We start from the raw sequence: 24487 nt of genomic DNA on the forward strand, positions 1-24487 counted from the left end.
TCAGACGTTCTTGCGGCGCTGGATGCGGGCGACGAAGGCAATGGCGAGAACGGCCGCCAGCGCTTCCACGATGGCCACCAGGTACAGGCCCGGAGCGACCTTGCCGGTGGAGGCCTTGATCACGCCCATCAGATAGGGGGCACCGAAGCCGGCCAGATTGGCCACCGAGTTGATCAGCGCCACGCCCACGGCGGCCGCGCCGCCGCTGAGCAGCATATTGGGCATCTGCCAGAACACGGGAATCGCGCTCATGGTGCCCACCAGTGCCAGGACCATGGCCGTCAGCGCCACGATCACGGGGATGCTGTCCATGCCCATGGTGAAGGCCAGGGCCAGCATGCCCACAGCGCCCAGCAGGACCGAGCCCGCGAAGTGCCAGCGTACCTCGCCACGGTGGTCGGAATGGCGACCGTTGATGATCATGCCGGCCGCGCCGAGCAGATAGGCGGCACCGGCGATCCATCCCACCTGCATGGGCGAGGTGAAGCCCGCTTCGCGAATCACGGTGGGAATCCAGAAGGTCAGCGTGGAGTTGGCGCAGAGCAGGCAGAAGAACACCGCGATCAGCAGCCACACCATGGGGTTGCCGAACAGGGTGCGCCAGTCGCTGTGGCGCTCGCCCTGGGCCTTCTGGTCGATCTCGAGTTGCTGGCGCACGACGGCGCGGTCCTTGTCGGTGAGCCATTTGGCTTCCTCGGGACGGTCGGTCATGTAGAAGTAGGCAAAGATGCCGGCCAGCACCGAGGGGATGCCTTCGATGATGAACAGCCACTGCCAGCCGTGCATGCCGTGCGCGCCTGCAGCCCAGGTCATGATGCCGCCAGCCAGCGGGCCGCCGATGACGCCGGCGATGGCCGAGGCCGACATGAAGGTGCCGAAGGCCTTGGCGCGGCGCTTGGACGGATACCAGTAGGTCAGGTAGAGGATGATGCCGGGGTAGAAGCCGGCCTCGAACACGCCCATCAGAAAGCGCAGGATGTAGAACTGGGTCGGTGTCGTCACCCAGGCCTGCAAGATGCAGATCAGGCCCCAGCCTATGGTGATGCGCATCACCGTCTTCTTGGCGCCTATCTTCTGCAGCAACATGTTGGACGGTACTTCGAACAGGAAGTAGCCGATGAAGAAGATACCGGCACCCAGGCCGTAGACGGCTTCGCTGAACTTCAGGTCGTCGAGCATCTGCAGCTTGGCGAAGCCGATGTTGACGCGGTCCAGCCAGGCCAGCACCCACAGCACGCCCAGAAAGGGCAGCAGGCGCCAGGAAATCTTGGAGTAGGTGGCGTCGACCTGATCGACGGAAGCGGCAGTGCCGCTGATCGGCACATGGTGAGCACTCATGGCAAGTCCTTGTCTCGGAAATTTGTTGTTGGGTTTGCGGACACTTGCATGGTCGCGACTTGTGGCGATATGCGAAACTAAGCGCCTGCTATGAGCCGCATAGCAAAATGCATATCTCTAGGGAAAACACGTGTCTCGCAGCGAAGAACCGTTCGATACCTATTTGCTGCGCGTGCTGTGCACCTTGATCAGCGAAAAAAGCGTGTCGCGCGCGGCAATACGCCTCAATCAGTCACAACCTGCCATCAGCGCGGCGCTGCGGCGATTGCGGGCCATCTTCAACGACCCTCTGCTGGTGCGGGACAAGAACCGCATGGTCCCGACGGCACGCGCGCTTCAGGCCGTGGAGCAGGCACGTGCGGCGCTGGGCCTGATCGACGGGCTGCTGAGCGTCGGCAAGGAATTTGTGGCCGAGACCACGCAACAGCGCTTCACCATCGCCATGCCCGACTATCTGGCCCCGCCCTTCATGGCGCGTGTGGTCCAGCTCATGCGTGCGCAGGCTCCTGGCGCGAGGCTGGTCCTGCTGCCGCTGGGCCAGAACTTCGACTACGAGCAGGCCCTGCAAAGCGGCGAGGTGGATATCGTCATCGGCAACTGGCCGAGCCCGCCCGAGCATTTGCACATGTCCACGCTGCTCGAGGACGAGGTGGTCTGCCTGCTCGACGAGAAGCATGCCCTGGCCGGCCCGGGCCGGCTCACGGCCGAGCACTATCTGCAGGCCGCGCATGTGGTGTTCACGCCTTATTCGCCCGATCAGCGCGGCGTGGTGGAGAGCAGTCTGGGCACCATGCGCGTGAGCCGTGACGGCCGCGTGCAGTGCTCGCATTTCTCGATGGCGCCGGACCTGCTGGTGGGCACCGACCTGCTGCTGACCACCAGCCGCCATTTCGCGGCCTATCACGCCAGGCGGCTGCCGCTGGCCATGGTGCCTCTGCCCATGGGCAACCGCGTCATGCGCTTCTACCAGCTCTGGCATTCATCCCGGCACCGGGATGCCTCCCATATTTGGTTGCGCGCTCTGCTCAATCAGGCCTCGCAGGTGCTGACGGCGTTGACGTAGCCGGCTGCTATACGGGCTATAACAAGCCAGCACTGTGAGGCGGCAAACGCGCTTCCTACACTGGCCTCATGACTAGCACCACTACCTCCTCCATCCCCACGCTCGACGAGCTCAACGTCATGACGCACGCAGACTTTGCGGCTGCGCTCGGCGAGGTTTTTGAATACGCCCCCTGGGTGGCCGAGGCGGCCGCGCAGCAGCGTCCCTTTGCCAGCCTGGACGCACTGCACCAGGCCATGCTGGCTGCCGTGCATGGCAGCCCGCATGAGCAGACCCTGCGCTTTCTCTGTGGCCACCCCGAGCTGTCGGCCAGCGCCGTGCGCTCCGGCACGCTGACCGTTGACTCCCAGCAGGAGCAGCAAAGCGCGGGGCTGGGTGATCTGGAGCAGGCTCAGGGCGAGCGCCTGGCCTTGCTCAACGAGACCTATCGCAAGCGCCATGGCTTTCCCTTCATCGCCTGCGTGCGCCACTACACGCGCGCCGGCCTGTTTGCCGAGCTGGCCTCGCGCACCGAGCGCGGCACCGAGCAGGAGTTTGCCGAAGCCCTGCGCCAGATCGGTTTCATCAGCCGTTTGCGCCTGGCGCAGCGCGTGAGCGCCGCCAGCCTGCAGGCTGCTTGAGCCCCTATCGCCGCCCAAGCCCCGCAATGCGGGGCTTTTCTTATGCTGGCTGGCCGCTTGGCACTGTCTGTCGGGGTTCGCTGCCCATGTGCAGCAGATGCCGCATGGAGCATGCTGGCGCGGCTCGGGCTGCCTACTGCCGCAGTGGGAGTTCTCGGCGCTGGCTGAAATCCCCGCATGCTTGTGATTGAATTCGGGTTTAGACCTCATTTCTCGTTTTCATGATCGTCAGAGATCGCCCGTCGGGCTTCAAGCTGCTGTGGATTGTCCGGGGCTCGGTGCTGCAACGCATCAAAGGCGTGCTTGCCGTCAATATCGTCCTGGCCATCATCGTCACCGTGGCGCATGGCACGCTGTTTCACACCAAGATCCCCATCACGCCGATTCCGTTCACCCTGATCGGCCTGCCGCTGGCGATTTTTCTGGGCTTTCGCAACAACACCGCATATGCGCGCTATTGGGAGGGACGCAAGCTCTGGGGCGAGATCGTGATCTATGCGCGCACGCTGGCGCGCCAGTGCCTGAGCCTGATCGAGCTCGATCACCCCATAGACCCGCGCCAGCGGGCCAGCGATGTGCGGGTGCGAATGGTGCACCGGGCCGTGGCTTTTTCTCATGTGCTGCGGGCCCAGCTGCGCGGCCTCAAGGACGATGTGGCTGCCCAGCAATGGCTGACCCATGCCGAGTGGCAGCGCCTGCAGCTGCTGCCGCTGAATCAGCGTACCGATGCGCTGATGCTGGCCATGGGCAAGGATCTGGGCCAGTGCGTGCGCGACAGGCGCATAGACCCCTGTCTGGCCGTGGAGCTGGACCGCACCCTCAATGGCTTCACGACGGCCGCAGCCTCCTGCGAGCGCATCCGCAATACGCCGATTCCGTTTTCCTACACCTTGCTGCTGCACCGCACGGCCCATCTGTACTGCTTTTTGCTGCCTTTCGGCCTGGTGGACATCACGGGCTTCATGACGCCGTTTGTCGTGGCTATCGTGGCCTATACCTTCTACGGTCTCGATGTGCTGGGTGACGAGCTGGAGGAGCCGTTCGGCATGGAAAGCAACGACCTGGCGCTGGACAGCATCTGCCGCAGTATCGAGATCAGCCTCAGCCAGTCTCTGGGCGATCCCCAGGTGCCGGCACCACTCAAGCCGGTGGACTATCTGCTGACCTGAGACTCTTCGCAATACAAAGCCCTGAACTCCTCATTCAGGGCTTTGTTCTTGATGGCGGCTGACGCTAGTTCTGCCTATACCGTGGCGCGATCTTCGTCCACGGCCTTTTGCCAGGCCTGGTACAGGTCCTCGCCGGCATCGCGCACGCGGTGGCTGATGACGGGCAGTTCGCGCCGGCCTTCGGGGCGGGCCAGTTCCTCGTAGCCACGCGCGGCCGACAGATCGTAGGGCTCGCCGTCCTCGTTGGAATAGGCGAAATACACCTGCTTCACACCGGCCAGCAGCATGGCGGTGTGGCACATGGAGCAGGGATAGCCGCTGGCATACATGACGGCTCCCGACAGATCGGTGCTGCCCAGGGCCTTGGCGGCAATGCGCAGTGCCTGCATCTCGGCATGGGCCGTGGGATCACACAGATCATCGACCTGGTTGACGGCGCGTGCCAGGATCTTGCCGTCGCGTACCAGCACGGCGCCGAAGGGCCAGGTCGCGGATTCGCGGCCCTTGACATTGCCCATGGCCAGGCGGATGGACTCCAGCAGATACTTTTCGCTGTCTCGGGTGCTCATGCATGTCTCCTTGATCTTTGTGAATGGCGCAAAGATCATAGGAAGACCGGCAGGTTTCATAGTGCATGCTGGAAGCAAAACAGCACGCCGAAGCGTGCTGTTGACTTTTAGTTTTGGGTTGAATGCAGTTGCCGTGATTTTGATGAATGTTGATGCAGGCTTTTAGGCAAAGACGCCGGCGCTGTCCTGCATATGGGCCGATACCGTGCCCAGGTGGTGCAAGGTGTCGCCACCCGTCATCTCCATCTGGGTCAGGCGCTTGAAGTAGTGGCTGCCCACATATTCGTCCGTCACGCCGATGCCTCCATGCAGCTGTACGGCCTGCTGCCCGACGTAGCGCATGGACTGGCCCAGCTGCACCTTGGCGCGGGCGATGGCGACATGGCGCTCCTCGGCAGGTGCCACCAGCTTGAGCGTGCCGTAGTAGCTCATGGAGCGGGCCAGCTCCAGCTGCATCTTCATGTCGGCCACGCGGTGACGCAGGGCCTGAAAGCTGGAGATCACCACGCCGAACTGCTTGCGCTGGTTCATGTACTCGGTGGTGAGCTTGAGTGTCTGCTCCATCACGCCCACGCCTTCGGCGCACAGCGCGGCATTGGCCACATCCTGCGCCAGGGTGAGTGCCGCCACGCCGTTGGTGGTGATCAGGGTGGCAGCAGCCGACCGGCAGACCAGATCGGCCGCGCGCCCTTCGTCCTGGGTGGCATAGGGTTTGCTGATCACGCCCTCGCGACCGTTCTCGACGAGGAACAGCGCAATCTTGCCGTCGAGCTGGGCAGGCACGATGAAGGCGTCGGCCTGGTCGCCTGCAGGAACAATGTTTTTCGTAGCATCTACCGTGTAGCCATCGCCAGATTTAGAGGCTTTTGCAGCGCAAACATCAATCTGATAGCGCGCCTTGCGCTCCTGTGAAGCGAGCACCACCAGCTTTTCACCGCTGGCGATAAGGGGCAGCCAGGCTTGCTTGACGGCTTGGTCGCCGAACTGGCCGAGCAGGGCGGAAGCCACGAAGGCCTGGGTCAGCGGCTCCATCACCAGACCGCGGCCCAGCTCCTCCATGACCACCATCACATCGACCGCACCCTGGCCCAGACCGCCATATTGCTCGGGCACGGTGAGAGCCGTCAGGCCCAGTTCGGCCAGCTCGTTCCAGACCTCGCGCGAGAAGCCGCCCTGCTTGGCAATGCCCTGGCGGCGCTCGAAGGTATAGCCCTTGTCCACCCAGCGGGCCACGGCATCGCGCAGTTGTTGCTGGTCGTCGGAAAAATCGAAATCCATAGTTGTCTCCTGCCACCGGGCCGCAATTGGCGCGAAGCGCCAAACCAGCCCAGCGAAGCTCAATCTAGAACCCCCTCCCGGAGGGGGCGCGGGGGAGCAGAACGAATTCGCGCAAGCGAAACATCGTCGCCTTCACTGCTTCTGAATCAGCCCAGCACGGTTTGGGCGACGATGTTTCGCTGCACCTCGTTGGAGCCGCCATAGATGGTGGTCTTGCGCATATTGAAGTAGGTCGCGGCCAGCGGTGCATTGCCCAGCACGTTGCCGGGAAAGTCGCCCTGGTAGCCGGCTTCCATGGCTTGCTGGATATAGGGCAGGGCATAAGGGCCGGCGGCCAGCATCATCAGCTCGGAGTAGCGCTGCTGAATCTCGCTGCCCTTGATCTTGAGCAGGCCGGCGATGTCCAGCGGGTTCTTGCCCGACTTCATGGCTGAGAGCACGCGCAGCACCAGCATTTCCAGCGCGATCACATCGATCTCCAGCAGGGCGATCTGATCACGGAAGCGCTGGTCTTCCCAGACGCCTTCGGTCTTGGCAATGCGCTTGAGGCGCTCCAGCTCGCGCTTGGCACGGTTCACATCGGCGATATTCGTGCGCTCGTGGGACAGCAGGTGCTTGGCATAGGTCCAGCCCTTGTTTTCCTCGCCGATCAGCTGGTCGGCAGGCACTTCCACATTGTCGAAAAAGACCTCGTTGACTTCATGCGAGCCGTCCAGCAGCTTGATGGGGCGCACGGTCACGCCGGGCGACTTCATGTCGACCAGCAGGAAGCTGATGCCGGTCTGGGGCTTGCCCTCGTTGCTGGTGCGCACCAGGCAGAAGATCCATTCGCCGTACTGGCCCAGTGTGGTCCAGGTCTTCTGGCCGTTGACGATGTATTTGTCGCCCACGCGTTCGGCGCGGGTCTTGACGCTGGCGAGGTCCGAGCCCGAACCCGGTTCGGAATAGCCCTGGCTCCACCAGACTTCGCCGCTGGCGATGCCGGGCAGAAAGCGCCGGTGCTGCTCCGGTGTGCCATAGGCCATGATGACCGGCGCCACCATCACGGGGCCGAAGGGCACGATGCGCGGCGTGCCGGCGAGTGCGCATTCTTCCTCGAACAGATGCTTTTGTACGGCGCTCCAGCCGGGGCCGCCGAATTCCTTGGGCCAGCCGTAGCCGAGCCAGCCTTTTTTGCCCAGAATCTTGGCCCAGCGCTGCATGTCATCGCGCGTCAGGTGCAGATCGTTGCGCACCTTGTGCGCAATATCCTCGGGCAGATTTGCCCGCACCCAGCTGCGGATCTCTTCGCGAAAAGCCTGTTCTTCAGGGGTGAATGCCAAGTCCATGCGTTGTCTCCTGCAAATGCTGGAGATTTGTAGCACGCACGTTCTTTTTCTGGCTGTCCGGGTTGCGACAAATGGCGGGAAACCCCAGGGATGTGTCCCCGAGCGGCTGCGCCTGCCTGCTTTCCCTTGCCTGGCGCGCGCCAGTTTTTGGCATTGGCGCGTCGTTTGTAATGAAACAGGCCGCCAGCACTTATTGGATAAGCGCCGGCAGCTATCAGTTTCTGTTGGGACTTATTCAGCCGGGGCCGCAGGCGGTTCCACGCCCAGCGATTCGCACAGCATCTGCACGGTGGCGCGCAACTGGGCGACTTCGGATTCGAGCGCATCCACACGCTGCTGCAGGGCCGATGCATTGCCGCCCGTGCTGGCGCTGCCGGTGCTTGCCAGGGCGTTGACATCCACCGGGCCGCAAAGCAGATGGGCCCAGCGCTGTTCGCGGGCACCGGGGGCGCGCGGCAGCTGCACGACCAGCGGGCCGCCTTTTTCCTCGCTGCGTTCGCGCAGTTCGTCAAGAAAGGCCTCGACCGAGGAGATGTCGGCAAAGCGGTGCCAGCGTTCGGAGTTGATGCGCAGCTCGCCAGCGGTCTGGGGGCCGCGCAGCATCAGCAGGGCCAGCAGCACGGCCGACTGGTCGGGTACGCCAATGCCGCGCGGGAAGTTGTGTTCCCAGCGCGTGGAGCGCACGCTGCTGATCTGCACCGACAGGGTCCTGAGGCGCAGGCTGTCCAGTGCCTCCTGGGCTTCGCCCTCGCTGACCTCCATCACCGGGTCGCGGCTGGATTTCTGGTTGCAGCCCGTGACCAGGCTGTTGAGCGTGAGCGGATAGCTGTCGGGCACGGTGCGTGCCTTTTCCATCAGCGTGGCCAGAACGCGGGCCTCGATGGCGCTCAAAGGGGTGTTGCGTGGGTCAAACGGCATGGGATCTCCTCTAAAGTCTTAGGGCCGCGCACAGGAACTGGTGCAAACCCGATGGGGTTTGTCCGTCAATGCGACAATCGCCGCCCATGAAAAACATCGTGATCCTCATCTCGGGCGGCGGCTCGAACATGGCTGCCATTGTGCGTGCATCCCAGCAGCAGAACTGGGCAAAGCAGTACAACGCCCGCGTGAGCGCCGTGGTGAGCAACAAGGCCGAGGCCCAAGGCCTGGTGTTCGCGCGCAGCAACGGCATCGCCACCGAGGTTCTGGATCACAAACAGTTCGACAGCCGCGAGGCCTTTGATGCCGAACTGACGCAGGTTATCGATCGCCATGCGCCCGATCTGGTGGTGCTGGCCGGTTTCATGCGCATTCTCACGCCGGGCTTTGTTGCGCACTATGAGGGTCGGCTGATCAACATCCATCCCTCGCTGTTGCCGGCCTTCACCGGTCTGCACACCCATCAGCGTGCCATCGATGCGGGCTGCAAGTTTGCGGGCTGCACCGTGCACCGCGTGACGGCCGAACTCGACGTGGGCCCCATCCTGGAGCAGGCCGTGGTGCCCGTGCTGCAGGGTGACACGGCCGAGTTGCTGGCTGCACGCGTGCTGGTGCAGGAGCACATCATCTATCCGCAAGCCGTGCTCAATCTGATCAAGGCTTGATCAGATTTGATAGCTTCTATCTATTTATAGGTAAGCGATAGAGCCCGTCTTATGCGGATTTTTGCTCCTCGGCGGGCAGGCGGCGAAAGCGTGGCCGCTCCACGCCGTCGATCACCACCGTTTCGTTGAACATGGCCGCAGGGCGCACCCACAGGCCATGCTCGCCATAGAGCGCGCGATAAAGCGTCATGGGCTCCAGCGTTTCGCTGTGGCGCACGGTGGCTATGACTTCATAGCGCATGCCTTTGTAGTGTTCGTAGAGACCGGGCTCGGTGGTGATGAGTGCAGGCAGATCGTGGTCGGACATGATGCTTTAAAAAGATGAGCTGTCAGCGCTTGAAGGAAAAGGGCTGGAGCCTGTTTTTACTATGAATCAGTCAGCACAGTGCGCTCGCATAGATTTCTGGTGCCAGCCAGGGCCAGGGCGAGAGTGGGACAATTGCGCCCATGCATCCCAAAGCCCTTCTCGACGCTTGCTCTGAACTCGTCAAGCGCGCCCTGACATTTGAACACCCGGCCGATGCCGTGGTGTCCCGCTTTTTCCGCGAAAACCGCTATCTGGGCCCGCGCGAGCGCGCCACCCTGGCCGAAACCGTCTACACCGTGCTGCGCAAGAAGCTGCTGTTTGAAGCGCTCGCGCATTCGGGCAGCGGCGCACGCGAGCGCCGGCTGGCCATCCTGGGCTTTGCCTCCGTGCTGCGCGAGCAGGCCAAGAAGGAAGGCAAGGTCAAGAACAAGGACGGCCAGGACAGCGAGACCTTTATCAAGGCCGCGCTGACGCCCCAGGAACTCAAGTGGCTGGCTGCCTGCGACGGCGTCAAGCCCGAAGAGCTGATGGAGGCGCACCGCCACAATCTGCCCGAATGGCTGGTCGAGCCGCTCAAGGCCCAGCTGGGCGATGGATTCTGGGCACTGGCCGCCAGCATGGAGCAGGCTGCTCCATTAGACCTGCGTGTCAACACGCTCAACGATAAGCGCTCCGATCTGCGCAAGGAACTGGAAAAAGCCGGCATCAAGGCCGAGCCCACGCCGTTCTCGCCCATCGGTCTGCGTGTGGACGGCAAGCCTGCGCTGGCCAAGGTTGATGCCTTCAACCGCGGCGCCATCGAGGTGCAGGACGAAGGCTCGCAGCTGCTGGCACTGATGCTGGACGCCAAGCGTGGCGAAATGGTGGTGGACTTTTGCGCCGGTGCCGGCGGCAAGACCCTGGCCATTGGCGCGGCCATGCGCAATACCGGCCGTCTGTATGCCTTCGACGTTTCGGGTCATCGTCTCGATGCGCTCAAGCCTCGTCTGGCGCGTTCGGGTCTTTCCAATGTCCACCCTGCCGCGATTGCCCACGAGCGCGACGAGCGCGTCAAGCGCTTGGCCGGCAAGATCGACCGCGTGCTGGTCGATGCTCCCTGCTCGGGCCTGGGTACGCTGCGCCGCAATCCCGACCTCAAGTGGCGCCAGAGCGTCAAGGCGGTGCAGGAGCTGACGCAGAAACAGGCTGCCATCCTGGAAAGCAGCGCGCGCCTGGTCAAGGCCGGCGGTCGTCTGATCTATGCCACCTGCTCCATCCTGCCAGAGGAAAACGAGGCCATTGCCGAAGCCTTCAGCGCCGCTCACCCCGAGTTCGTTCCTCTGGACGCGGGCGAGGTGCTGGAACAGCTCAAGATTGCTGACGGCGACAAGCTTTGCAGCGGTGGTGAGGAGGGCCGACGTTATCTGCGTCTGTGGCCACATCAGCACGAGACAGACGGATTTTTCGCGGCTGTTTGGGTGAAAAAGGCGTAACTTCGGTGCAAATCCGGTATCTGCTGTCGGGGAATCGGCAGCAGTCCGGTCGGCGGCTCACCTAAAATGGCACGACCGTGCTTGTCGAGTGGGCGTGGTTTTTTGCCAAAGGCTTTGTTATTTATGTCGCTGGATATAGCCTCGATCTGGAATTCCGTCGTGGATTGGATGGCCAATGGCCTGTGGGATCTGTCGTGGTGGCAATTGCTGCTCTACACCCTGGTCACCACCCACTTCACGATTGCGGGCGTCACCATCTATCTGCACCGCAGCCAGGCGCACCGGGCGCTGGATCTGGGGCCTATTCCCTCGCATTTCTTCCGCTTCTGGCTCTGGCTGGGCACGGGCATGGTGACCAAGGAGTGGGTGGCCATCCACCGCAAGCACCACGCCAAGTGCGAGACCGCGGATGACCCGCACAGCCCGCAGACCCGCGGTCTGGCCAAGGTGATGCGCGAAGGTGCCGAGCTCTACCGCGCCGAGGCCAGGAACGAGGAAACGATCAAGAAATACGGTCACGGCACGCCCGACGACTGGATGGAGCGCAATATTTATCGCCATTCGGTGATGGGCCCTTCGCTGATGCTCATCCTGAATGTGGCGTTGTTCGGCGCGATCGGCCTGTCGATCTGGGCCGTGCAGATGGTCTGGATTCCATTCTGGGCTGCGGGCGTGGTCAACGGCGTGGGGCATTTCTGGGGCTATCGCAACTACGAGGCGACAGATGCCTCCACCAATCTGGTGCCCTGGGGCCTCATCATTGGCGGCGAAGAGCTGCACAACAACCACCATACCTTTCCCACTTCCGCGAAGTTCTCCGTCAAGCCCTACGAGTTCGATATCGGCTGGGTCTATATCAGCCTCATGCAGAAGCTGGGCTGGGCCAAGGTCAAGAAGACCCCGCCGCGCCTGCGCATGGGCGCCGTCAAGCCCGTGGCCGACGAGCTGACGCTGGAAGCCATCATTGCCAATCGCTACGAGGTCATGGCCCGTTATGCGCGTGGCGTGCGCACGGCGGTTCGGCACGAGCTGGATCTGCTCAAGCAGAAGCAGGCGCAGAAGTCGGATGTTTCCCTGCTCAAAGGCGTGCAACGCTGGCTGCACCGCGATGCCGACAAGGTGCCCGAGCGTGCCCAGAGTCAACTGGCGCAGGCGCGCGCTGCGCATCCGGTGATTGACCAGATGCTGGTCATGCGCGAAGAGCTGCGTCAGCTGTGGCTCAACACCAGCCTGAGCCGCGAGCAGCTGACCGGCCAGTTGCAGGCCTGGTGCCAGAGGGCCGAAGCCAGCGGCATTGCGGCACTCAAGGATTTCTCCATCAAGCTGCGCGCTGCCCACGTCTGAGGCCGAGCTTGCCAAGCTGCTGCCAGATTCTGGCAAGCGCGAAGCTCAGGCCTTTTCCCTCTTCAAGCCGCTGCGCTGACCTGTTCGGGTAGGGGCGGCTTTGCTGTGTCCGTGCCGCCGGATATTGAATCCAGGCCGCGCCTGCTGGCGTGCTCAGCTGCACCCAGGTGCGGCTGGGGCAACGCCAGCTTTGCCCGGTTTGCAGCACCGTGACCTGGCCGAAATGATTGTCGGTGAAGCTCAGCGGCCCGATGGCCAGACGCAGCGGCCCTTGCTGGCAGAACAGTTCGCTGCCTGGTTCAAACAGCAGCGATGCAGCTTGACCGCTGTTGAGTCTATGTGTTTTCGGGGTGGGATCCGGCTGTGACATGGTGGCTAGGGGTCTGTGATTCAGGCCCTCAAGCTTAGGGAAGCGCGGCTTGGCGGAACAGGCACAGCAAGCGTTCCGTGCAGGCGTAGCAGCGCGGATTCCGGTGCATCTGTTCTGCCATGTTTGCTGACAATCTGTATCTGTTCCAGAACAGGGCTTGCTGGCATGATGCCTGCCCGGTTCTGCGTTTTTGTCATCATGCTGACTTCCAACATCTCCGAATCACAGCCTGTCGATGATGCGACAAGCGATGTGCTGCTGCCGCTGTATCAACGGCTGGCCGCGCACTACAGCGCAGCCATAGAGCTGGGGAGTCTGAAACCCGGGGAGCGCATGCCGTCGGTGCGCGAGTTGATGGCTCGACATGACATCAGCCTCTCGACGGCCTTGCAGGTGCTGCGTTTTCTGGAGGCGCAGGGCTGTCTGGAGGCCAGGCCCCGTGTGGGCTACTTTGTGTGCGCGACGAGGACGGGTGATATTCCTCTGACCAGCGAGCCGGACCTGAGCCAGCCGCTATCTCCCGGCGCGCATGCGCATTTCGTGGGTATCAACGAGCATATTTCTCTGCTGCTCGAGCGCGGCCGTCAGGCCGAGGTCTATATGGACATCGGTGGCTGCACGCCGCCTGCGTCCTTGTTCGATCATCACTATCTGAACAAGACCGTCGCCAGGCTGCTGCGCGAGCATCCGACACTGCTCTCGCAGGGGCGCTCTCTGCTGGCCAATCAGGGCAATCATCCGCTGTTTCAGCAGGCCATGGCCAGACGGGCGCTGGCCTCCGGTATCCGTGTGGCGCCTGCAGACGTGCTGGCAACCACCGGCAATTCCGAAGCGGTGAGCCTGGCGCTGGCTGCCGTGGCGTCTCCCGGGGATATGGTGGCCGTCGAATCGCCAACCTATTACGGTCTGCTGCAGGTGGTGGAGTCCCTGCAGCTGAAAACGCTGGAGATTCCCTGCAGCCCACGCACCGGCATGTCCATCGAGGCGCTGGAGCTGGCCTTTCAGACCCAGCCGCGCCTGAAGGCCGTGGTGGTGGTACCGGATCTGCAGATGCCTGTGGGCGCACGCATGCCGGACGAGAACAAGGCCAGACTCGTGGCCCTGTGTACAGCCCATGGGGCGGCGCTGATCGAGGACGACTCCTATGGTCTGTTTGTCGAAGGGCTGCCGGTGAAGCCGCTCAAGGCCTGGGACAGTGTCTCCGGGCATGTGATCTATTGCCAGGCCTTCAACAAAAGTCTGGCGCCGGGTCTGCGTCAGGGCTGGATGAATGGCGGCCAATGGCACGGCCGTATCCAGATGCTGAAATTTGCGCAAAGCCGCAATACCCAGACGCTGGGGCAGCTGGTCGTGGCCGAGGTGCTGGGCTCACCCACCCATCAGCGCAGCCTGGAAAAGCTCAGGCAGCAGCTCAAGCGACAGCGCGAGGCCATGGCCAGACTGGTGGCGCGCCATTTTCCGCTGGGCACGCGCATGAGTCTGCCAAGCGGCGGCCTGTGTCTGTGGCTGGAGTTCCCCGCGCAGATGTCCACCTCGGACTTGTTCACGGCAGCTTTGGCGCGCGGCATACGCATTGCACCGGGCAGCATGTTTTCCAATTCCGGCCGGTATGAGCACTGCATGCGGCTGGCCTGCACCCATCCGGTCGACGAACTCATGGAGAGGGCGATGCAGGATCTGGGCGCGATGGCCTGCCGGCAGCTGGGGCAGAGTCCGCGCAGCTAGCGCTGACCAAAGTCCTTTATTTCGTCGGCTGACCGGCCATGCACTGGCGCAGGAAGTCACGGGCTTTGCCGCCCTCCTTGTAGAAGGTGCTGATGACCTCCTTGCCTTCCACGGAGACCTTGAAGCGGGCTTCTTCCTCTTCCCCAAGCTCCTTGACCAGTGCTTCGGGGCCGCCCAGCGCGTAGACGATGGCTCCCCATTTGCCATTGGACATGGTGTAGTTGATGGCGCCAACCTCCTGGGGCCGGTCCTGGTTCTGGGTCAGAGTGGTTCTGATCTTGCGCGGGCTGGCGGGCTGGGGAATGTCCATGCCCAGAAAGGTCAGCAGGGCACCGTTGTGCTTGGCCGTGGGGCCGGAAAGCTGAACGGCACCGGACATGCTGCCAAAGATCGCCGCACATTCAAGACCGGAGCGCGGGTTTTTCTCGTCCTGCGAAAACATCCAGTAGCCCTTGCGCAGCTTCTGATACTGCGGGTCTTGTGCAATTCTCTGTCCTTCCTTGATCAGTTCCTGCCCCTCGCGCAGCAGCTCCAGCTGGCTGCGCGCCAGACCCCCCAGGGCATCGGCGGGCGACGGTTCGGCGCGTTGGGTGGCGGCGGGCGCGGAGCTGAACTGCTCGCAGACGGGCACCGAGGCCAGACCCGGTGAGCCGCCTGTCATGCCGACCTGGCGCTGGCCGGGGCCGGGACCCGTGGGGCAGATGAAGGTCTGGCCGAAGACGGCTGGCGACACGGCAAGCGAAAAAAGCAATGTGCTCAGCGTCCTGTGATTCATGTGATCCATCCCTGTTCGTTGCAACGTGCCAAGTATAGGGAGGGGCGCGGCGCCAGCCCTCGCGCCGGGCAGGCATGGCGGAGGCATAAAAAAACCGCCTGCACTTGCGTGAGGCGGTTTTTCAAGAAACAGGCCGAATTACTTCAGCTTGGTTTCCTTGTACTCGACGTGCTTGCGAGCCTTGGGGTCGAACTTGATGATCGACATCTTTTCAGGCATCGTCTTCTTGTTCTTGGTCGTTGTGTAGAAGTGACCGGTACCAGCAGTGGAAGCCAGCTTGATCTTTTCGCGTCCGCCTTTAGCAGCCATGGTGTTTCTCCTTCAGGAAATTAAGCTTGGCCACGAGCGCGCATGTCTGCGAGCACGGAGTCGATACCGTTCTTGTCGATCAGGCGCAGAGCAGCGCTGGAAACGCGCAGGCGCACCCAACGGTTTTCGCTCTCCACCCAGAAGCGGCGGTATTGCAGGTTGGGGAGGAAACGACGCTTGGTCTTGTTGTTGGCGTGGGAAACATTGTTGCCCACCATGGGCTTCTTGCCCGTAACTTCACATACGCGTGCCATTGGGACACTCCGATAGTTGAATCGGCCGCCGGCTCTGGAATCCTGCGGGAGCAGGAGGTGCCGACAACCTCACCTCGCCAGTTTGTAATGGGTGGCGGTAGCCCGATTGCGGAAGTCCCGAAGCACGGTAAAGCGCGAACCTGGAATTCAGCAAAGTCTGCGATTATAGCGTTCTCGCAAAAAAGCCCCTGGTGCCGGCCAAAACTGGCCAAACCCAAGGGCTTTTGCGCCGAACATGCGCTAACAGCCGCTCAGACGCCGAGGCGTCCTGGCGTCATCAGGATTCCTGTTCCAGGAAACGTTGGGCATCCAGGGCTGCCATGCAGCCGGTGCCGGCGCTGGTGATGGCCTGGCGGTAGACATGGTCCTGGCAGTCGCCGGCGGCGAACACGCCGGGCACGCTGGTCTGTGTGGCAAAGCCCTTGAGGCCGCCCTGGGTGACGATGTAGCCGTTTTCCAGCTCCAGCTGACCCTGGAGGATGTCGGTGTTGGGGTGGTGGCCGATGGCAATGAAGGCGCCTTGCAGCTTGACCTCTTCCGTGTGGCCGTCCTGCGTGCTCTTGATGCGGATGCCGGTCACGCCGCTCTGGTCGCCCAGCACTTCATCCAGTGTGAAATGGGTCTTGAGCTCGATCTTGCCTTCCTTGACCTTGTCCATCAGCTTGTCCACGAGGATGGGCTCGGCCTTGAACTTGTCGCGGCGGTGCACCAGGGTGACCTTGCTGGCGATGTTGGACAGGTAGAGAGCTTCTTCCACGGCCGTGTTGCCGCCGCCGATCACGCAGACAGGCTGCTCGCGATAGAAAAAGCCGTCGCAGGTGGCGCAAGCGGACACGCCGCGGCCCATGAAGGCTTCTTCGGAGGGCAGGCCAAGGTACTTGGCCGATGCGCCGGTGGCGATGATCAGCGAGTCGCAGGTATAGACGCCGCTGTCGCCGGTCAGGGTGAAGGGGCGCTTGGAGAGGTCGACCTGGTTGATGTGGTCGAAAACGATTTCGGTCTTGAAGCGCTCGGCATGTTCCTGAAAACGCTGCATCAGCTCGGGGCCCTGCACGCCCATGACGTCGGCGGGCCAGTTGTCCACTTCGGTGGTGGTCATCAGCTGGCCGCCCTGGGCCATGCCGGTAATCAGCAGGGGCTTGAGATTGGCACGGGCCGCGTATACGGCGGCGGTATAGCCGGCAGGGCCGGAGCCGAGGATGAGAACTTGTGCGTGTTTGGTAGAGGACATGGAGCGGAACTCTGAAAAAAGCAGGCCGACAACCGGCGCGCGGTCATGAAAACATTGGGAAGATGTGGGAGTATCGCTCCGGATCAAGGTCTGCGCGTGCAGCTGTTTTTAATCACCGGAATTGTTAAAAATGATAGTGATGAAGCGAATCGGGCTGCCGTATGGCAGTTTTGTTGCATGTGCTTGCATTACGCTGAGCGATCGTCTTGGCCGAATGCACCGCTTGGATAAGGGCCTAAGGTAAGCTTGCGCCTGCGTATGACATATACATTGAACGCTTCGAACGCGTCTTCTTCCAGCAAATCAAAATCCCGCGCTGCGACTCCGCGCTATGGAGTGATTCGCTTCAGCCAGGAGGTTTTGCTGTTGATCGGCCTGCTGGCGCTGGTGTTCTGGCTCATGGCCATGTTCACCTACTCGCCGCAAGACGCAGCCTGGTCCACTTCGGGCGCCGGGCAGAGGCCGTTTGTGCACAACTGGATGGGCCGTGTGGGTGCCTGGCTGGCCGACGCCTGCTACTTCGGCTTCGGCATGTCCATCTGGTGGCTGGTGCTGGCCGCCGTGCAGACCTGGGTGACATCGCTGGTGCGCTGGATGCGTGGCGGGGTGAACAAGGACGGCAGCCCTCTGGCGCTGATGCCGCTGTGGCGCCGCCGCTTTCTGTTCTGGGGCGGTCTGGCCATTCTGATGATTGCCAGCTGCGCGCTGGAATGGACGCGTCTGTACCGTTTCGAGAACCTGCTGCCCGGCCCTGCCGGTGGCGTGTTTGGTTACATGATGGGCTTCAATGCCCTCAAGTGGCTGGGTTTTGCGGGCTCGGGCCTGATCGGCATCTGCCTGTTCGTGCTGGGCGCTGCCATGGTGTTCGGCTTTTCCTGGGGCAAGCTGGCCGAAGGCCTGGGCGCACGTCTGGACGGCATGGTGCAGTTTGGCCGCGAGCGTCGTGAAATTGCCAAGGATGTCTCTGTCGGCAAGAGAGCGGCCCGAGAACGCGAGGAAGTGGTGTTTGACCGCACAGAAGGTGCGATTGCTGCACCGGTGCATCAGCCTGTGCAGATCATCGAACCCGTGCTGCAGGAGACCAGTCAGCCCAGCGCCAGGGTGGTGAAGGAACGCCAGAAGCCGCTGTTCACCGATCATCCGGACAGCAAGCTGCCTCAGGTGGACCTGCTGGACCAGGCCCAGCAGCGCCAGGAGCTGGTGTCTGCCGAGACACTGGAGATGACCAGCCGGCTGATTGAAAAGCGCCTCAAGGACTTTGGCGTGGAAGTGCGGGTGGTTGCGGCCATGCCCGGCCCTGTGATCACGCGCTATGAGATCGAGCCTGCCACGGGCGTCAAGGGCTCGCAGATCGTCAATCTGGCCAAGGACCTGGCGCGTTCGCTGTCCCTGGTGTCGATTCGTGTGATCGAGACCATTCCCGGCAAGAACTATATGGCGCTGGAGCTGCCCAACGCCAAGCGCCAGTCGATCCGTTTGTCCGAGGTGCTGGGCTCGCAGGTCTATCACGACGCCAAGAGCCTGCTGACCATGGGACTGGGCAAGGATATCGTGGGCAACCCCGTGGTCGCCGACCTGGCCAAGATGCCCCACGTGCTGGTGGCCGGCACGACCGGCTCGGGCAAGTCCGTGGGTATCAACGCCATGATTCTGTCTCTGCTCTACAAGGCAGAGGCGCGCGATGTGCGCCTGCTCATGATCGACCCCAAGATGCTGGAAATGTCGGTCTATGAAGGCATTCCCCATCTGCTGTGCCCCGTGGTCACCGACATGAAGCAGGCGGCCAACGGCCTGAACTGGTGCGTGGCCGAGATGGAGCGCCGCTACAAGCTCATGAGCAAGCTCGGTGTGCGCAATCTGGCCGGCTACAACAGCAAGATCGACGAGGCCAAGGCGCGCGAGGAGTCGATTCCCAACCCTTTCAGCCTCACGCCAGAGGAGCCTGAGCCGCTGCAGCGCCTGCCCCACATCGTCATTGTCATCGACGAACTGGCCGACCTGATGATGGTGGTCGGCAAGAAGATCGAAGAACTCATCGCCCGCCTTGCGCAAAAGGCGCGTGCGGCCGGCATTCATCTGATTCTTGCGACCCAGCGCCCCAGCGTGGACGTGATCACCGGCCTGATCAAGGCCAATATTCCGACCCGTATTGCCTTCCAGGTCTCCAGCAAGATCGACAGCCGCACCGTGCTGGATCAGATGGGGGCCGAGACCCTGCTGGGCATGGGCGACATGCTGTACATGGCCAGCGGCACCGGCCTGCCGATTCGCGTGCACGGCGCTTTTGTCTCCGACGACGAGGTGCACCGTGTGGTCAGCTATCTCAAGGAACAGGGCGATCCCGACTACATCGAAGGCATCCTGGAAGGCGGCTCTGTCGACGGCGAGGGCGGCGATGACGATGGCGAGGGCGGCGGCGAAAAGGACGAGCTCTACGATCAGGCCGTCGAAATCGTGCTGAAGGACCGCAAGGCCAGCATTTCCTATGTTCAGCGCAAACTGCGCATCGGCTACAACCGCTCGGCCAATCTGCTCGAGCAGATGGAAAAGGCCGGCCTGGTCAGCTCGCTCACATCCAGTGGGCAGCGCGATGTTCTAGTTCCGGCTCGCAGCGAGTGAGCCGCGCACAAGAAGGAGAGTCATGAAACGTCTTTTGACTGCAATTTTGATAGCTGGCAGCGCAAGTGCTGCAATGGCTGATGGCCTGAAAAGCCTTGAGTCTTTCATGAAGAACGCCCAGGCGGGCAAGGCCGACTTCACCCAGTCTGTGACCTCGCCGCCCAAGTCCGGGCAGGAAGCGCGTACCAAGGTGTCCAGCGGCAGCTTCGAATTCCAGCGGCCCGGCAAGTTCCGCTTCAACTACACCAAGCCGTTCGAGCAGCTCATCGTGGCCGACGGCAAGACACTGTGGCTGTACGACGCCGACCTGAACCAGGTGACGCAGCGTGCCCAGGCCCAGGTGCTGGGCAGCACACCGGCGGCCATTCTGACCTCGGCCACCGACCTCAAGGCCTTGAAGGCCGATTTCGAGCTGGGCAATCAGCCTGATGCCGATGGCCTGGAATGGGTGCTGGCCAGCCCCAGGCAGAAGGGCGGTCAGCTCAAGAGCGTGCGCATAGGTTTCACACCCGAAGGCAAGCTGGCAGCGCTGGATATCGAGGACAGCTTTGGCCAGCGCTCGCTGATGCAGTTCAAGGGCCTGCAGACCCAGGCTTCGCTGCCGGCATCGACCTTCCACTTCACGGTGCCCAAGGGGGCCGACGTGCTCAAGCAGTAAAAGCGCGGCACGCACCAGCAAAAAGGCCTGCGGATGATGTCCGCAGGCCTTTTTTGTGTAAAACAAGGGCTAATCCCTTGTGGTTAAAGCACAGATAGCTATGCTTTTGGAAGCTATCCGCCAGTTTGCGATCAGGCGCGTGTGGCGTTTGCGGCAGCTTGCTTGTTGCCGAAGGCGAAATCCAGCAGGCCTGCCAGCACCAGCACGCAGACCACCGGGGTGACCCAGCCCATGCCCAGGGCGGCGCCGGGCAGCATGTCCAGCCAGGCGGGAACCAGGAAGTCGAGCTTGGCTGCCTTGGCAGCATCAAACAGGCCGAAGACCAGTGAGGTGCTCATCACGGGGATATAGACGCGCGCCGGCTGGCTCCAGCGGTGCAGCAGGCTCAGGGCGATCAGGGCGATGGCCACGGGATACAGGCCCACGAGCACAGGCACGGCCACGGCAATCAGCTGGGCCAGTCCCTGGTTGGCCACGGCAGTGCTGAAGATCGACAGGCCGATGACCATGGTGCGATAGGAGATGCCGGTCAGCTCACTGAAGAAGCTGCTGCAGGCCGTGATCAGGCCCACGCCGGTAGTCAGGCAGGCCAGCATGATGACGGTGGCCAGCAGCCACAGACCTGCGGGGCCGAAGGTCTGCTGCACAAAGGCCGTGAGAATCTGCACGCCGGTGGAGGCGTTGACGGCCAGCTGGCTGTTGGTGGCGCCCAGATACATCAGCGAGACGTAGACCAGGCCCAGGCAGGTCGCGGCAATGATGCCGGCGTAAATGCAGTAGCGCGTGTGCAGCCTGCTGTCGCTCACGCCGGCGGCCTTGATGGCGTTGACGATGACGATGCCGAAGATCAGCGAGGCCAGGGCGTCCATGGTCTGATAGCCCTGCAGAAAGCCTTCGGAGAAGGCGGCAGCCTGCGTGGCATAGGCCTCGGTGCTGACGCTGTAGCCATCCACGGGGGCCAGCACGGCGGAGCCGCCGAGCACGGCCAGCGCCAGAATCAGCACGGGCGTGATGATCTTGCCCACGTTGTCCATGAGCTTGCCGGGGAACAGCGACAGCAGCGCCACGGCCACAAAGTAAGCGATGGTGAAGGCCAGCAGCATGGCAGGCGTGTTGCCGACGAAGGGGGCCAGGCCCATCTCGAAGGATACGGTGGCCGTGCGCGGCGTCGCGAACAGAGGGCCTATGGTCAGATAGATGGCCACGGCCAGCACCAGGCCGGCAATGCGGCCTATGGGGCTGGTCAGGGTGTCCAGACCGCCGCCCACGCGGGCCAGGGCGATCACCCCGAGCAGGGGCAGGCCGACGCCGGTCAGCAGAAAGCCGGTCGAGGCTCCGAGCAGGTTTTCACCGGCGGCCAGGCCCACCATGGGAGGGAAGATGATGTTGCCCGCCCCGAGGAACAGGGCAAAGGTCATGAAACCGAGGGCAAAAATGTCCCAGGTCTTGAGTTTTTTCATACGCGTAGGCTCAGGCGTGCAGCGCTGGCACGCCCTGGAGCAATGTGGAACCAAGGAAAGTTGCGGATGCTTTCGATTGATTTCTGGCTGATGGCGGTAGCCCTATCAGGCACAGGCATTGCGCGGCGCAGATGAGGCGGCCTGCAATGAATCTAAACGCGCTGCCGGGCCTGGCTTTTGGCAGACCGGATGGGGCAGTACCTCCATGAAGGCGAGGGGTGGCCTCGTTAATGGAGAGATTTAATCCGTTAAAACGCTATTTTCTCTTATGAAAAATTCTGATAAGAGTGATGGGGTTAAGCGTGTTTGCCGCCTGCTGCAATCCGGCGCGTAAAACAGTCCCGACCCATTTGGCTGCACAGGCGGCCGTAGCGTTGGATACTTGAGGGGTCATGGTCACGCACATCAATTCCCATTCCCCAGCCGTTCCCCATCAGCCTCTGGCCGAGCGCCTGCGGCCGCACACTCTGGCCGAAGTCATCGGCCAGCAGCATGTGCTGGGAGAGGGCATGCCGCTGCGCCTAGCCTTCGAGTCGGGTCGCCCGCACAGTTGCATACTCTGGGGGCCGCCGGGAGTGGGCAAGACCACGATTGCGCGCCTGATGGCCGATGCCTTTGATGCGCAGTTCATCTCCATCAGCGCCGTGCTGGGCGGCGTCAAGGACATCCGCGAGGCCGTGGAGCAGGCGCAGGCCGCCCAGAGCGGACTGCTGCAGCAGCGCACCATCGTGTTCGTGGACGAGGTGCACCGCTTCAACAAAAGCCAGCAGGACGCTTTTCTGCCCCATGTGGAAAGCGGACTGTTCACCTTCATCGGCGCGACCACGGAGAACCCGTCGTTCGAGGTCAACTCGGCCCTGCTGTCGCGGGCGGCTGTCTATGTGCTGCAAAGCCTGACAACCGACGATCTGAAGCAGATTGTGGCCAAAGCCCATGCCATCAAGGCGGTTCCCGCCATCGAAGATGAAGCGCTGGAGCGCCTGATTGCCTATGCCGACGGCGATGCACGGCGCTTGCTGAACACGCTGGAGACCCTGTCCATCACGGCCGAGCAGGCCGGGGTGCAGAGCATCACCGATGCCTGGCTGCTCAAGGTGCTGGGCGAGCGTATGCGCCGCTATGACAAGGGCGGCGAGCAGTTCTACGACACCATCAGCGCGCTGCACAAATCCGTGCGCGGCTCGGACCCCGATGCGGCGCTTTACTGGTTTTGCCGCATGCTGGACGGCGGGGCCGATCCGCGCTATCTGGCCCGCCGCATCGTGCGCATGGCCTGGGAAGACATAGGACTTGCCGACCCGCGTGCCATGCAGATGTGCAACGATGCTGCTGCGACCTATGAACGCCTGGGCAGTCCCGAGGGCGAGTTGGCCCTGGCCCAGGCCGTGATCTACCTGGCCGTGGCGCCCAAGAGCAATGCCGGCTACATGGCCTACAACAAGGCCAAGGCTTTTGTGAAGGGCGACACCACAAGGCCTGTGCCGCTGCATCTGCGCAATGCCCCCACCAAGCTGATGAAGCAGCTGGACTATGGGCGGGACTACCGCTATGCCCACAGCGAGGAGGGCGGCTTTGCGGCGGGCGAGCGCTATCTGCCTGAAGGAATGGAAGATCCGGGCTTCTACCAGCCCGTGGCGCGTGGGCTGGAAATCAAGATCGGCCAGAAGCTGGCGGAACTCAAGGCGCTCAACGACGCCGCTCGTGCGGCAGATGACGAGCCGGCAGGCTTGTAAAGAGCGAGTTGCCCAGGTGTTGCACCACTGACACTAGTTGAATGCTGCATTTTTTGCGGTGTTTTCAGGGTTTTTCGCTAGATTGAGTGGCAGCACATGACTAAGTGCCTGTATTTATTGGACTTGCTCTGTTGATGAAATTGTTGCGATGCAGCATTTTTGGTCTGCGCACGGGAAACCCCGGCCCTGAGTCCTGAAAACAGCTCCCTAGAATCGATTCACTCTTTTGCGACAAGCGGCCCACAAAGCGGCGGACTGCAGAAGGGGAACCATGGCATCGCTGGCTCCGTCGTTCGGGATGAGAGGCTCGCAGTGTCTCCGTCTTGGATCGAGGGAAGGGGAGCGCGCTTATGGATATCTTGCTGCAGCAGATCATCAATGGTCTGGTGTTAGGCAGCATGTACGCCTTGATAGCCCTGGGCTACACCATGGTGTACGGCATCATTCAGCTGATCAACTTCGCGCATGGCGAGGTGCTGATGGTGGGGGCTTTGACCAGTTGGAGCTGTATCGGCCTGATGCAGGAGGCCATGCCCTATCTGCCGGGCTGGCTCATGCTTTTGATAGCCGCCATCATCGCCTGCGTGGTGGCCGCATCGCTGAACTTCGTGATAGAGAAGGTGGCATACCGGCCGCTGCGCAACAGCCCGCGTCTGGCGCCGCTGATCACGGCCATCGGTGTCTCCATCCTGCTGCAGACCCTGGCCATGATCATCTGGAAGCCCAATTACAAGGCTTATCCCACACTGCTGTCGTCCACACCCTATGAAATCGGCACGGCGGTGATCACGCCCACGCAGATTCTGGTGCTGGTGGTCACGGCGGTTGCACTTGCCACGCTGATGTACCTGGTCAACTACACCAAGCTGGGGCGCGCCATGCGGGCCACGGCCGAGAACCCGCGTGTGGCGGCGCTGATGGGCGTCAAGCCCGATATGGTGATTTCCGCCACCTTCATCATCGGTGCCGTGCTGGCGGCGATTGCCGGCATCATGTATGCCTCCAACTACGGCACGGCTCATCACACCATGGGCTTTCTGCCGGGTCTCAAGGCCTTCACGGCCGCCGTTTTCGGCGGCATCGGCAATCTGGCCGGGGCCGTGGTGGGTGGCCTGCTGCTGGGGCTGATCGAGTCCATCGGGTCCGGCTATATCGGTGATCTGACGGGCGGTGTGCTGGGCAGTCAGTACACCGACATCTTTGCCTTCATCGTGCTCATCATCATCCTGACGCTGCGCCCTTCGGGCCTGCTGGGTGAGCGTGTGGCGGACCGAGCCTGAGG

General features: G+C 62.4%; 23 protein-coding genes. 11 read left to right on the forward strand and 12 right to left on the reverse strand.

Annotated features, from left to right (window positions below; translation table 11 throughout):
- The gene (locus CTR2_RS04500) at positions 1 to 1338 is read right to left on the reverse strand and encodes an MFS transporter (protein ID WP_087084913.1); all 1338 of its coding nucleotides are present in this window, start codon (positions 1336 to 1338) and stop codon (positions 1 to 3) included.
- A gap of 130 nt (positions 1339 to 1468) precedes the next feature.
- Here CTR2_RS04500 and CTR2_RS04505 point away from each other — a divergent pair, with 130 nt between their 5' ends.
- The 3 genes from CTR2_RS04505 (at position 1469) to CTR2_RS04515 (ending at position 4190) form a co-directional block, all read left to right on the forward strand.
- A complete protein-coding gene (locus tag CTR2_RS04505) occupies positions 1469 to 2401 on the forward strand; it encodes a LysR family transcriptional regulator (protein ID WP_087084912.1) in 933 nt (310 codons plus the stop codon).
- Between the two features lie 68 nt (positions 2402 to 2469).
- Positions 2470 to 3021 carry a 2-oxo-4-hydroxy-4-carboxy-5-ureidoimidazoline decarboxylase gene (uraD, locus tag CTR2_RS04510; RefSeq protein WP_087084911.1) on the forward strand — a complete coding sequence of 184 codons (552 nt, stop codon included), beginning with the start codon at positions 2470 to 2472 and terminating at the stop codon, positions 3019 to 3021.
- Between the two features lie 221 nt (positions 3022 to 3242).
- Positions 3243 to 4190, forward strand: coding sequence for a bestrophin family protein (locus CTR2_RS04515; protein WP_087084910.1), 948 nt, complete (start codon positions 3243 to 3245; stop codon positions 4188 to 4190).
- Positions 4191 to 4264: 74 nt separating this feature from the next.
- Here the strand turns inward: CTR2_RS04515 and CTR2_RS04520 are convergent, their stop codons facing one another.
- From CTR2_RS04520 to CTR2_RS04535, 4 genes are all read right to left on the reverse strand, one after another.
- Positions 4265 to 4759, reverse strand: coding sequence for a nucleoside deaminase (locus CTR2_RS04520; RefSeq protein ID WP_087085246.1), 495 nt, complete (start codon positions 4757 to 4759; stop codon positions 4265 to 4267).
- A gap of 162 nt (positions 4760 to 4921) precedes the next feature.
- Complete coding sequence (locus CTR2_RS04525) at positions 4922 to 6037, reverse strand: acyl-CoA dehydrogenase family protein (RefSeq protein WP_087084909.1); 1116 nt, start codon at positions 6035 to 6037, stop codon at positions 4922 to 4924.
- Positions 6038 to 6183: 146 nt separating this feature from the next.
- Positions 6184 to 7365: an acyl-CoA dehydrogenase family protein gene (locus CTR2_RS04530; RefSeq protein WP_087084908.1), complete on the reverse strand. Its 1182-nt coding sequence runs from the start codon at positions 7363 to 7365 to the stop codon at positions 6184 to 6186.
- Positions 7366 to 7596: 231 nt separating this feature from the next.
- On the reverse strand, positions 7597 to 8283 hold the full coding sequence (locus CTR2_RS04535; RefSeq protein WP_087084907.1) for a YceH family protein: 687 nt from the start codon (positions 8281 to 8283) through the stop codon (positions 7597 to 7599).
- An 86-nt stretch (positions 8284 to 8369) separates the two neighbouring features.
- On the opposite strand from CTR2_RS04535, the gene purN reads away from it, so the two are divergent.
- Complete coding sequence (purN, locus tag CTR2_RS04540) at positions 8370 to 8948, forward strand: phosphoribosylglycinamide formyltransferase (protein WP_087085245.1); 579 nt, start codon at positions 8370 to 8372, stop codon at positions 8946 to 8948.
- Positions 8949 to 8997: 49 nt separating this feature from the next.
- Here the strand turns inward: purN and CTR2_RS04545 are convergent, their stop codons facing one another.
- The gene (locus CTR2_RS04545; RefSeq protein WP_087084906.1) at positions 8998 to 9255 is read right to left on the reverse strand and encodes a DUF1653 domain-containing protein; all 258 of its coding nucleotides are present in this window, start codon (positions 9253 to 9255) and stop codon (positions 8998 to 9000) included.
- A 140-nt stretch (positions 9256 to 9395) separates the two neighbouring features.
- Between CTR2_RS04545 and CTR2_RS04550 the strand changes: the two genes are divergently transcribed.
- Positions 9396 to 10727: an RsmB/NOP family class I SAM-dependent RNA methyltransferase gene (locus CTR2_RS04550; protein WP_087084905.1), complete on the forward strand. Its 1332-nt coding sequence runs from the start codon at positions 9396 to 9398 to the stop codon at positions 10725 to 10727.
- Positions 10728 to 10850: 123 nt separating this feature from the next.
- Positions 10851 to 12071 (forward strand): DesA family fatty acid desaturase, encoded by a 1221-nt coding sequence (locus CTR2_RS04555; protein ID WP_087084904.1) that lies wholly within the window; start codon positions 10851 to 10853, stop codon positions 12069 to 12071.
- Here CTR2_RS04555 and CTR2_RS04560 read toward each other — a convergent pair.
- Positions 12046 to 12441, reverse strand: coding sequence for a hypothetical protein (locus CTR2_RS04560; RefSeq protein WP_087084903.1), 396 nt, complete (start codon positions 12439 to 12441; stop codon positions 12046 to 12048). The two genes, CTR2_RS04555 and CTR2_RS04560, sit on opposite strands and share 26 nt — an antisense overlap.
- Before the next feature lie 198 nt (positions 12442 to 12639).
- Between CTR2_RS04560 and CTR2_RS04565 the strand changes: the two genes are divergently transcribed.
- Complete coding sequence (locus CTR2_RS04565) at positions 12640 to 14166, forward strand: aminotransferase-like domain-containing protein (protein ID WP_254913443.1); 1527 nt, start codon at positions 12640 to 12642, stop codon at positions 14164 to 14166.
- A gap of 16 nt (positions 14167 to 14182) precedes the next feature.
- Here CTR2_RS04565 and CTR2_RS04570 read toward each other — a convergent pair whose 3' ends face one another.
- The 4 genes from CTR2_RS04570 to trxB all read right to left on the reverse strand — a co-directional run bounded on the left by CTR2_RS04570 (position 14183) and on the right by trxB (position 16735).
- Positions 14183 to 14941 (reverse strand): hypothetical protein, encoded by a 759-nt coding sequence (locus tag CTR2_RS04570; protein ID WP_087085243.1) that lies wholly within the window; start codon positions 14939 to 14941, stop codon positions 14183 to 14185.
- Positions 14942 to 15079: 138 nt separating this feature from the next.
- Positions 15080 to 15250 (reverse strand): 50S ribosomal protein L33, encoded by a 171-nt coding sequence (gene rpmG / locus CTR2_RS04575; protein WP_003058233.1) that lies wholly within the window; start codon positions 15248 to 15250, stop codon positions 15080 to 15082.
- Between the two features lie 20 nt (positions 15251 to 15270).
- Complete coding sequence (gene rpmB / locus CTR2_RS04580) at positions 15271 to 15504, reverse strand: 50S ribosomal protein L28 (RefSeq protein ID WP_003058229.1); 234 nt, start codon at positions 15502 to 15504, stop codon at positions 15271 to 15273.
- 277 nt (positions 15505 to 15781) lie between these two features.
- A complete protein-coding gene (trxB, locus tag CTR2_RS04585) occupies positions 15782 to 16735 on the reverse strand; it encodes a thioredoxin-disulfide reductase (RefSeq protein ID WP_087084902.1) in 954 nt (317 codons plus the stop codon).
- 258 nt (positions 16736 to 16993) lie between these two features.
- Here trxB and CTR2_RS04590 point away from each other — a divergent pair, with 258 nt between their 5' ends.
- Positions 16994 to 19354, forward strand: a complete 2361-nt coding sequence (locus CTR2_RS04590; protein WP_087084901.1) for a DNA translocase FtsK — start codon at positions 16994 to 16996, stop codon at positions 19352 to 19354.
- Between the two features lie 22 nt (positions 19355 to 19376).
- On the forward strand, positions 19377 to 20012 hold the full coding sequence (lolA, locus tag CTR2_RS04595; protein ID WP_087084900.1) for an outer membrane lipoprotein periplasmic chaperone LolA: 636 nt from the start codon (positions 19377 to 19379) through the stop codon (positions 20010 to 20012).
- A gap of 131 nt (positions 20013 to 20143) precedes the next feature.
- Here the strand turns inward: lolA and brnQ are convergent, their stop codons facing one another.
- Positions 20144 to 21472: a branched-chain amino acid transport system II carrier protein gene (gene brnQ / locus CTR2_RS04600; protein WP_087084899.1), complete on the reverse strand. Its 1329-nt coding sequence runs from the start codon at positions 21470 to 21472 to the stop codon at positions 20144 to 20146.
- 392 nt (positions 21473 to 21864) lie between these two features.
- Here brnQ and CTR2_RS04605 point away from each other — a divergent pair, with 392 nt between their 5' ends.
- A complete protein-coding gene (locus CTR2_RS04605) occupies positions 21865 to 23205 on the forward strand; it encodes a replication-associated recombination protein A (protein WP_087084898.1) in 1341 nt (446 codons plus the stop codon).
- A 350-nt stretch (positions 23206 to 23555) separates the two neighbouring features.
- Positions 23556 to 24485 (forward strand): branched-chain amino acid ABC transporter permease, encoded by a 930-nt coding sequence (locus CTR2_RS04610; RefSeq protein ID WP_087084897.1) that lies wholly within the window; start codon positions 23556 to 23558, stop codon positions 24483 to 24485.
- Positions 24486 to 24487 lie beyond the last annotated feature (2 nt).

The sequence above is a fragment of the Comamonas thiooxydans genome (assembly GCF_002157685.2).
GTDB classification, from domain to species: Bacteria; Pseudomonadota; Gammaproteobacteria; order Burkholderiales; family Burkholderiaceae_C; genus Comamonas; species Comamonas testosteroni_H.

Coding starts and splice junctions, on each gene's coding strand:
- CTR2_RS04500 (WP_087084913.1), bottom strand. CDS start 1,338: ATGAGTGCTCACCATGTGCCGATCAGCGGCACTGCCGCTTCCGTCGAT.
- uraD (WP_087084911.1), top strand. CDS start 2,470: ATGACTAGCACCACTACCTCCTCCATCCCCACGCTCGACGAGCTCAAC.
- CTR2_RS04515 (WP_087084910.1), top strand. CDS start 3,243: ATGATCGTCAGAGATCGCCCGTCGGGCTTCAAGCTGCTGTGGATTGTC.
- CTR2_RS04520 (WP_087085246.1), bottom strand. CDS start 4,759: ATGAGCACCCGAGACAGCGAAAAGTATCTGCTGGAGTCCATCCGCCTG.
- CTR2_RS04525 (WP_087084909.1), bottom strand. CDS start 6,037: ATGGATTTCGATTTTTCCGACGACCAGCAACAACTGCGCGATGCCGTG.
- CTR2_RS04530 (WP_087084908.1), bottom strand. CDS start 7,365: ATGGACTTGGCATTCACCCCTGAAGAACAGGCTTTTCGCGAAGAGATC.
- CTR2_RS04535 (WP_087084907.1), bottom strand. CDS start 8,283: ATGCCGTTTGACCCACGCAACACCCCTTTGAGCGCCATCGAGGCCCGC.
- purN (WP_087085245.1), top strand. CDS start 8,370: ATGAAAAACATCGTGATCCTCATCTCGGGCGGCGGCTCGAACATGGCT.
- CTR2_RS04545 (WP_087084906.1), bottom strand. CDS start 9,255: ATGTCCGACCACGATCTGCCTGCACTCATCACCACCGAGCCCGGTCTC.
- CTR2_RS04550 (WP_087084905.1), top strand. CDS start 9,396: ATGCATCCCAAAGCCCTTCTCGACGCTTGCTCTGAACTCGTCAAGCGC.
- CTR2_RS04555 (WP_087084904.1), top strand. CDS start 10,851: ATGTCGCTGGATATAGCCTCGATCTGGAATTCCGTCGTGGATTGGATG.
- CTR2_RS04560 (WP_087084903.1), bottom strand. CDS start 12,441: ATGTCACAGCCGGATCCCACCCCGAAAACACATAGACTCAACAGCGGT.
- CTR2_RS04565 (WP_254913443.1), top strand. CDS start 12,640: ATGCTGACTTCCAACATCTCCGAATCACAGCCTGTCGATGATGCGACA.
- CTR2_RS04570 (WP_087085243.1), bottom strand. CDS start 14,941: ATGAATCACAGGACGCTGAGCACATTGCTTTTTTCGCTTGCCGTGTCG.
- rpmG (WP_003058233.1), bottom strand. CDS start 15,250: ATGGCTGCTAAAGGCGGACGCGAAAAGATCAAGCTGGCTTCCACTGCT.
- rpmB (WP_003058229.1), bottom strand. CDS start 15,504: ATGGCACGCGTATGTGAAGTTACGGGCAAGAAGCCCATGGTGGGCAAC.
- trxB (WP_087084902.1), bottom strand. CDS start 16,735: ATGTCCTCTACCAAACACGCACAAGTTCTCATCCTCGGCTCCGGCCCT.
- CTR2_RS04590 (WP_087084901.1), top strand. CDS start 16,994: ATGACATATACATTGAACGCTTCGAACGCGTCTTCTTCCAGCAAATCA.
- lolA (WP_087084900.1), top strand. CDS start 19,377: ATGAAACGTCTTTTGACTGCAATTTTGATAGCTGGCAGCGCAAGTGCT.
- brnQ (WP_087084899.1), bottom strand. CDS start 21,472: ATGAAAAAACTCAAGACCTGGGACATTTTTGCCCTCGGTTTCATGACC.
- CTR2_RS04605 (WP_087084898.1), top strand. CDS start 21,865: ATGGTCACGCACATCAATTCCCATTCCCCAGCCGTTCCCCATCAGCCT.
- CTR2_RS04610 (WP_087084897.1), top strand. CDS start 23,556: ATGGATATCTTGCTGCAGCAGATCATCAATGGTCTGGTGTTAGGCAGC.